Annotated in this window: 6 protein-coding genes and 1 pseudogene; all 7 read left to right on the top strand. The window is 41.4% G+C overall.

The genetic code is table 11. The annotated features are described in order from the left end of the window. Positions 1 to 119: pseudogene (locus C3418_RS21850) on the top strand (IS5/IS1182 family transposase); the annotation flags it as partial. A 350-nt stretch (positions 120 to 469) separates the two neighbouring features. After that, positions 470 to 1486, top strand: a complete 1017-nt coding sequence (locus tag C3418_RS21840; protein WP_258040160.1) for an exopolysaccharide biosynthesis polyprenyl glycosylphosphotransferase — start codon at positions 470 to 472, stop codon at positions 1484 to 1486. Between the two features lie 190 nt (positions 1487 to 1676). Beyond that, on the top strand, positions 1677 to 3191 hold the full coding sequence (locus C3418_RS21835; protein WP_103859269.1) for an oligosaccharide flippase family protein: 1515 nt from the start codon (positions 1677 to 1679) through the stop codon (positions 3189 to 3191). Between the two features lie 16 nt (positions 3192 to 3207). After that, positions 3208 to 4269 (top strand): NAD-dependent epimerase/dehydratase family protein, encoded by a 1062-nt coding sequence (locus C3418_RS21830; protein WP_103859268.1) that lies wholly within the window; start codon positions 3208 to 3210, stop codon positions 4267 to 4269. Between the two features lie 18 nt (positions 4270 to 4287). Continuing rightward, a complete protein-coding gene (locus C3418_RS21825; protein ID WP_103859267.1) occupies positions 4288 to 6030 on the top strand; it encodes a thiamine pyrophosphate-binding protein in 1743 nt (580 codons plus the stop codon). Between the two features lie 84 nt (positions 6031 to 6114). Continuing rightward, entirely contained in the window at positions 6115 to 7230 is a 1116-nt protein-coding gene (locus tag C3418_RS21820; RefSeq protein ID WP_103859266.1) for a polysaccharide pyruvyl transferase family protein, read from the top strand. 16 nt (positions 7231 to 7246) lie between these two features. Beyond that, on the top strand, positions 7247 to 7875 hold a 629-nt coding region (locus tag C3418_RS21815), incomplete at its 3' end, for a glycosyltransferase family 2 protein (RefSeq protein ID WP_146054138.1).

The raw sequence follows: 7875 nt of genomic DNA, 5'->3' as shown, positions 1-7875 counted from the left end.
TCGTGAAAGCCAGATACAAGGGGTTGCTGAAAAACGATAACCAACTGGCGATGTTATTCACGCTGGCCAACCTGTTTCGGGCGGACCAAATGATACGTCAGTGGGAGAGATCTCACTAAAAACTGGGGATAACGCCTTAAATGGCGAAGAAACGGTCTAAATAGGCTGATTCAAGGCATTTACGGGAGAAAAAATCGGCTCAAACATGAAGAAATGAAATGACTGAGTCAGCCGAGAAGAATTTCCCCGCTTATTCGCACCTTCCTTAGGTTGGGCACATGTTTGACACATACATTTGAATGAAGGCACAAAAAATGTGTTTTTGCAATACATTATTATCATTCAGATACTTAGATCACGTGCAATAACGAAATAACTGCTCATGAGGTTGCATGAGGTTGCATGGAAGGCATACACAATAATTAAAATATTTGCCTTTCGAAATATTAAAATTAAAGAGTAAAGGGAAATGGATAATAAAATCAACAGCAGTGCTGCATTATGGAACGCAGCGAATGAAAAATTGACAGAGAAGATTCATTCACAAGATATTGGTCATCTCATACGTGAGCTGAAGCGAGTTCACATGAAAAGTGATGAGCTTTATGTGTATTGTAGTGATAGTGACAAGGCTCTTATTGAGCGAGTGCTAGTCGATTATCCGTTCACGTTGCATTTCAATGTGACGGACATGTCCCAGCTAAAAGGCAAAACCCTTGTGCATTACAAGAGTGGTGACCTTCCCGATGAACTGGCCGCAATGCTGGTCCTGGCCACCAAATATGGTGCCTACGTTGAACCGCTGGTCAGTTATCTGGACCGTCGCTTCGGCCGCACTGAAGTGGCGTTGCTGCACAGCGGCTACTTCCTGCACATGAAATCTTTCTCCATCCTCTCCCGTCCATCCAATCGCATTGTCAAGCGTGCGCTGGATCTGGTCTCTGCCATTGCGCTCAGTCTGGTTGCCATTCCCATTGGCTTGCTTGCTGCGCTGGCCATCAAATTGGAATCACCTGGTCCCATCTTTTATCGTCAAGCCCGGGTTGGCCTGTTCAACCAGGAATTTGACGTCATCAAATTCCGCTCTATGCGAAACGATGCCGAAAAAAATGGTGCTCAATGGGCAAGCAAGAACGACGCCCGAGTCACTCGTGTTGGCCGTTTCATTCGCAAGACCCGTATTGATGAACTGCCACAACTGATCAACGTCTTTAAAGGAGAAATGTCTCTGGTTGGCCCAAGGCCCGAGCGGGAAGTATTTATCAAAGAGCTGGAAGCCGTTATTCCGTACTATCGCTTCCGTCATGCGGTCAAGCCCGGCATTACCGGCCTGGCCCAGGTCAAATACCCCTACGGCGCATCTATTGAAGATGCCGTGTGGAAGCATAAATACGATATCTTCTATATCAAGCATCAAAGCCTGATGTTGGATATCAAGATCCTGCTATTGACGGTCAAGACGGTGCTGTTTGGCATGGGGCGTTAATGTCCTCATTTCAACTAGGGAAGGTGCTAACAAGTCACTTGGCACAAAAACACACCATTCTAAATTATTGATATTAAATGGCTAAACTTTTTAGTTTTGGCACATAGGGTACTTATTCGCACCTTCCCTAAATCAAGCATTCTATAAAATAAAACTAATATTCATCATCAAGATGATAGGTCAATAAGTAATGACGAAAAAAATAATTTTCAAAAATACCATAGCGCTATACTTAAGACAATTGCTCATCTTGTTCGTCAGTTTATATACTGTACGTATAGTATTGAATGTTTTGGGTGTTGAAGAATACGGACTTTATAATGTTGTAGCTGGTTTGGTTGCATTATGTTCATTCCTGCCGAGTGCCTTGGCGTCAGCCACCCAACGTTTTTTCTCATTTGCGTTGGGCCAGTCTGATAAGGCCAGATTATATAAAACGTTCAGTGTAAATCTTGTCTTGTATGCTTCAGTAGCGCTATTTGCATTAATAACTTTAGAGGTGTTTGGCTTTTGGTTTGTTAAGGAATATCTTAATATACCACCAACTCGCCTTGATGCCGCCATTACTCTTTATCATTATGCAGTGTTTACCTTCATTGCCGGTATTTTTACTTCGCCATTTATTGCGATTATTATTGCGCATGAAGACATGCAAATTTATGCCTATGCGTCGATCAGTGAGGTGCTGTTAAAGCTGGCAGTCACTTTTGCGTTGGTGTACATCCCCAGTGACAAGCTTGAGTTATACGGGTTACTGTTGCTCTTTGTCTCATTAATTAATATGAGCGTGTATCTGATCATTTGCTTCAGAAAGTATCCTGAGTGCCAACTAAGAACAATACATTGGGATAGCAAACTGCTTAAAGAAATTTACGGCTTTACTGGTTGGTCGCTGTTTGGTCAGCTAACGACCGTAGCGCGAAATCAAGCGGTTACTATATTACTCAACCAGTATTTTAACCCAGCGGTCGTGGCGGCAAGGGCGATTGCTAACACAGTGTCCTCACAAATAAATATGTTTTCAAATGCCTTCAATACCGGGCTTTACCCGCCGATTATTAAAGCCTATGCAGCGAATGAAAAAGAGGAAATGTTCTCGTTGATCTACAATGGGTCAAAGCTAACATTTTTTTTGATGTGGATTTTTTCATTGCCGATGTTTATTGAAATGGAGGGGGTGTTAACACTGTGGTTATCAACGCCACCAGAAAATGCGGTGTGGTTTACTCGACTGGCATTGATTGAGGCTTTGATTATTTCGATTAGTTTGCCAATTATCAGTGCAGCTAGAGCGCCCGGTAAAATGAAAATGTATGAACTGACATTGGGCACTATTCAAGTCGGTATATTCATTGTCTCTTGGGCACTCCTTGTTAATGGCTACCCAGCAAGCAGTGTATTTATAACGGCAATAATTGCTAATGTATTAATGTTTGCCATCCGGTTGTTCATTGTAAGCTGGCTTGTTGGATTGTCTGCCTATATATTTTTACGCTTGGTTGTGATGCCGATACTGGCGGTAATATTTATATCGGTTTCTCTCAGTCTGTTTATAAAAAGTTGCCTACCTAGTGGTTATCTATATTCAATTTTAACCATGTCATTTACTGTAATTGTATCTTCGGTTACCATGTATTATTTTGGTTTAAGCAAAGATTGGCGCGGTAAAGTAAAATTCATGGTTATAAGTAAACTTAAAAGATAAAGATAGTGAGATATTGATGAATATTCTATTACTAGGCGGTACCGGTGCAATGGGTTTGCACTTAATTGATATATTAAGTGCTGACCAAAATAACCGAGTTGTAGTGACTTCGCGTCAGGTGCGCAGCAATAATAAAAATGTTACATATCTGAAAGGTGATGCACATAACCTGGCATTTATCAAACCGGTATTAGCGCAATCATGGGATGTCATCGTTGATTTCATGATTTATAACACAGACACATTTAACCAACGTCTGAATTTATTACTTTCATCCACGCAACAATACGTTTTTTTAAGTTCTGCACGCGTTTACTCTTCGACACTAGAACCCATTGCAGAATCACATCCCAGATTATTGGATGTGACAGCTGATGATGAGTATCTATCGACGGATGAATATGCGCTGACGAAAGCTAGACAAGAAAATGCACTACTAGCTTCAAATTATAAAAACTGGACAATTATCCGACCATACATCACATTTAGCGATGAGCGTCTGCAGCTCGGCGTACTAGAAAAAGAGGACTGGCTATACCGTGCAATTCAAGGCCGCCCAATTGTCTTCGCTAAAGAGATGATGGATAAAATAACGACACTGACGTTTGGATTTGATGTTGCAAAAGGGATTAGCGCTGTAATAGGAAAAATACAGGCGTTATCCGAAACCTATCATATTACGTCTAATCAATATCTACCTTGGCGTGAAGTGTTAGAAATTTATCTCGATGTGTTAGAAAAACATCTTGGGTGGCGGCCAAAAGTGGTACTGCAAGATGTAAATGATTTTTATAAATGCCATCCCGCAAAATATCAAATAAAATATGATAGGCTATTCCACCGACAATTTGACAATACTAAAATTAACGCATTCGTTAATGTAAATGATTTTGCCGACATTACGGCTAGTTTACAGCAATCTTTGAGCGGTTTCTTAAACAACCCTAAATTCAAACATATTAATTGGAGAGCTGAGGCACAAAAAGATAAAGCTTGTGGTTCGGTTGCATCACTTAAAGAAATTCCCAGCTTTAAGCAAAAGATAAGATATTTATTGAGCCGCTATCTATCAATATAGTGAGTAGAAGGCATTGCCATGACAAGTTTATATACAACAGAAAAAAATGTTCTTATTTTGATAGCTCTATTAAAAGCAAACAAAATAAAAAATGTGATTGCATCACCCGGTACTACAAACTGCGCTTTTATTGGAAGCATTCAAAAAGATTCTTTTTTTAATGTTTACTCATCAGTTGATGAACGTTCTGCTGCATATATGGCCTGCGGCCTTGCAGCTGAAACCGGTCAGCCGGTAGTGATCAGCTGTACGGGGGCCACAGCTTCACGCAACTATTTGCCGGGTTTAACGGAGGCTTTTTATCGTAAATTGCCAGTGTTAGCAGTTACATCAATGCAGGCATTTTCTAAAGTTGGTCATCATGTAGCTCAGGTTATTGACCGTAGTGTAATTCAAAATGATGTAGCCAAGCACAGTGTTGCCTTACCGATCGTCAAAGACAACGATGACTATTGGGACTGTGAGGTAAAAGTAAACACGGCCATATTAGAGCTGACCCGCCATGGTGGTGGCCCAGTGCATATTAACTTACCTACAACGTATTCACTGCCATTTACCTCGCAATCATTACCGACACCACGGGTGATGCAGCGTTTTACCAGCCATGACGAATTGCCTGCTTTGCAAGGCAAGGTTGCCGTGTTGGTTGGTTCACATAAGACCTGGTTACCCCATGAGATCGACGCGTTAGAAGCATTTTGTGCTGCTCATCATGCCGTGGTGTTCTGTGACCATACCAGTGGTTATCATGGTCGATATCGTGTGCAATTTTCACTTGTTGCAGCGCAAGAGCTGCTGGCGCTCAATGTATATAAACCGGATGTACTGATTCATATTGGTGAAATCACTGGCGATTATCCGCTGTTATCGATGGCGGGTAAGCAAGTGTGGCGTGTGAGTGAGGATGGTGAAATCCGTGATACCTTCCGCCGTCTTATCAATGTCTTTGAAATGCCTGAGCATGTATTTTTTAGCAGGTATGCCCAACGCAATTCGACCATCACAGCGAATTACTATTTGGATGATTGCCAGCAGATATTGAGCAAAGTCCGTAGCAAGATACCTGAATTGCCATTTTCTAATATCTGGTTAGCCCAGCAACTTGCCGCCAAGATACCAGAAAACTCAACAATTCATTTTGGCATCCTGAATAGTTTGCGCACTTGGAACTTTTTTGATCTTCCTGCAAGTGTAAGGACTGCATCAAATGTCGGTGGCTTTGGTATCGATGGTATTCTATCGACCATTATTGGGGCGTCATTAGTCAATCCTGAGCGTTTATACTTTACCGTATTAGGTGACCTGGCCTTTTTCTATGACATGAACGCTATCGGTAATCGCCACGTAGGTAATAACGTGCGGATCCTGATGGTTAATAATGGCAAAGGGACCGAATTTAGACAGTATAATCATCATGCCGCTTATGTTGTTTACGCTGCCGACGAGTTCGTAGCTGCCGCCGGTCACTACGGCAATCAATCGCCCAAGTTAGTCAAGCATTATGTCGAAGACCTTGGTTTTGAGTATATAAGTGCGAAAAATAAAGTAGAGTTTGATAAGGTCTATCAGCAATTTATTAGTGCGCAACCTACGGATAAACCAATGGTGTTTGAGGTATTCACCAATAGTCAAGATGAAAGTGACGCATTGGCCATGATGCACCGTATCGAGCAAAGTAATACCAGTAAAACTAAGCAATTGACTAAAAAACTGCTTGGGCAACATGGTATTCGAATTTTGAAAAGATTGCTTAAGAGCTAAATGATTTATGAGATGGCTACATTGATAATAAAAAATGCATAGCCATTTACTTCTATATAACTCAATTGACCGAAAAATATTAAAATGAAAATTGCGATTCTCACTCAGCCTTTGCATAATAACTACGGTGGTTTACTTCAGGCATTTGCTTTGCAGCACCATTTAAAAAATAGTGGCCATGATGTACTGACTGTAGACTTTCCATGGAGTCATAAGTTACGCTTTTGGGGTATCAAAACAATAGTAGGCAATGTTATTCGTAAGTATGTGCTACGACGACCATTAAAGAGCATATTTCCTGTAACGGATAAACAAAAACGTACCATCGGCCAGTATACAAATCGCTTTACCGCTGAACATATCCGCACCACTCAAGCGATTTACTCGGTCAAAGAGTTTGCTTATATCAAGCAGTATCAGTTTGACGCTTATGTGGTAGGCAGTGATCAGGTATGGCGGCCGGCCTATTCACCGGGCATGTCCGCTTTCTTTTTGTCTTTTTTAGGCAAAGAAGATAAAGCTAAACGCATTGCCTATGCGGCTTCGTTTGGTGTTGATCATTGTGATGAGTTTAGTTCTGAGCAATTGGTAGAGTACGGAAAATTACTAAAAAAATTTGATGCAATTGGTGTTCGAGAAGATACGGCCGTTGAACTTTGTCACAAAAATTTTGGTGTCGATGCACAACATGTCATAGACCCAACATTATTATTGGATAAAGAGGTATATTGCAAATTAGTTGAGCAAGATAGAATTCCTAAAAATAATGGAAATATGATGGTGTATGTGCTCGATAAAGCACCACACAAGCAGCAGATCATTAAAGCGGTCGCCAAGGAGCGGGGCTTAACACCTTTTACTGTGATGCCAGAGCAAGATGGGATTTATCCGCCCGTCACTCAATGGCTGCGTGGTTTTATGGATGCGGAATATGTGGTGACTGACTCATTCCACGGTGTAGCGTTCTCTATTATCTTTAATAAACCCTTTATCGCCATCGGCAACCATGGTCGTGGCTTGGCCCGCTTTACTTCCATTTTAAAGATGTTTGGTCTGGAACAGCGATTGATTTTTAGCCCGGCTGAGTTAAGTAATGGGCTAATCAACTTGCCGATTGATTTTGCGACAGTGAATCAGTTAAAAACTGAAAAACAGCAAATTGCCACCGCATTTTTAAAACAAGCCTTGTGCCGCCTATAACCAGAAGAATAGCACCATGTCGTCTAATCTTACCCCTAAAGTTTCTGTTATTGTACCGGTGTATAACACTGAGCTATATGTCGAGCGCGCCATTATCAGCTTGATGGAACAAACCCTCGATGATGTGCAATTTATTATTATTGACGATGGCTCGAAAGATAACTCCCTGAATATCATCAAGCAAGTGATAGCGCGTTACACCGCGCGGCAAGGGCAGGTGACCTTAATTAGCCGCGAGAATCGGGGGGTTGCTGCAACCCGCGCTCAAGGCATGGAGTTAGCGACGGGTGATTATGTCATCCACCTTGATAGCGACGACTGGGCTGAACTCAACTGGCTTGAAGCGCTGTACACCAAAGCAATTGAAGATAATGCGGATGTAGTGGTGTGTGATTATTTGGCGGTATATGAAGACAACATTGAATATATTCATATGCCTGCTGAAAAATCAGGTGATTTATGTTTGAAGCAGCAATTGTGTGATAAGCAGCGTGGTTATACATGGAATAAATTAATCAGTCGTAAAGTGCTAGGTGAAATTGATCATCCATTTATCGTTAGTATTAATTATTTGGAAGATTTTATTTATGTAATGAAATGTTTTTGTGCTTCCAATACAGTCAGTTATCTTGAACGGTGCTTATA

Origin of the sequence: Aeromonas sp. ASNIH8 (genome assembly GCF_002919855.1) — a bacterium.
GTDB lineage: Bacteria > Pseudomonadota > Gammaproteobacteria > Enterobacterales > Aeromonadaceae > Aeromonas > Aeromonas caviae.
This window is presented reverse-complemented; position numbering and strand designations above follow the sequence as displayed.

Bases quoted from the DNA above. Each gene is read 5' to 3' on its own strand.
- C3418_RS21840 (WP_258040160.1), top strand. From the start codon at position 470: ATGGATAATAAAATCAACAGCAGTGCTGCATTATGGAACGCAGCGAAT.
- C3418_RS21835 (WP_103859269.1), top strand. From the start codon at position 1,677: ATGACGAAAAAAATAATTTTCAAAAATACCATAGCGCTATACTTAAGA.
- C3418_RS21830 (WP_103859268.1), top strand. From the start codon at position 3,208: ATGAATATTCTATTACTAGGCGGTACCGGTGCAATGGGTTTGCACTTA.
- C3418_RS21825 (WP_103859267.1), top strand. From the start codon at position 4,288: ATGACAAGTTTATATACAACAGAAAAAAATGTTCTTATTTTGATAGCT.
- C3418_RS21820 (WP_103859266.1), top strand. From the start codon at position 6,115: ATGAAAATTGCGATTCTCACTCAGCCTTTGCATAATAACTACGGTGGT.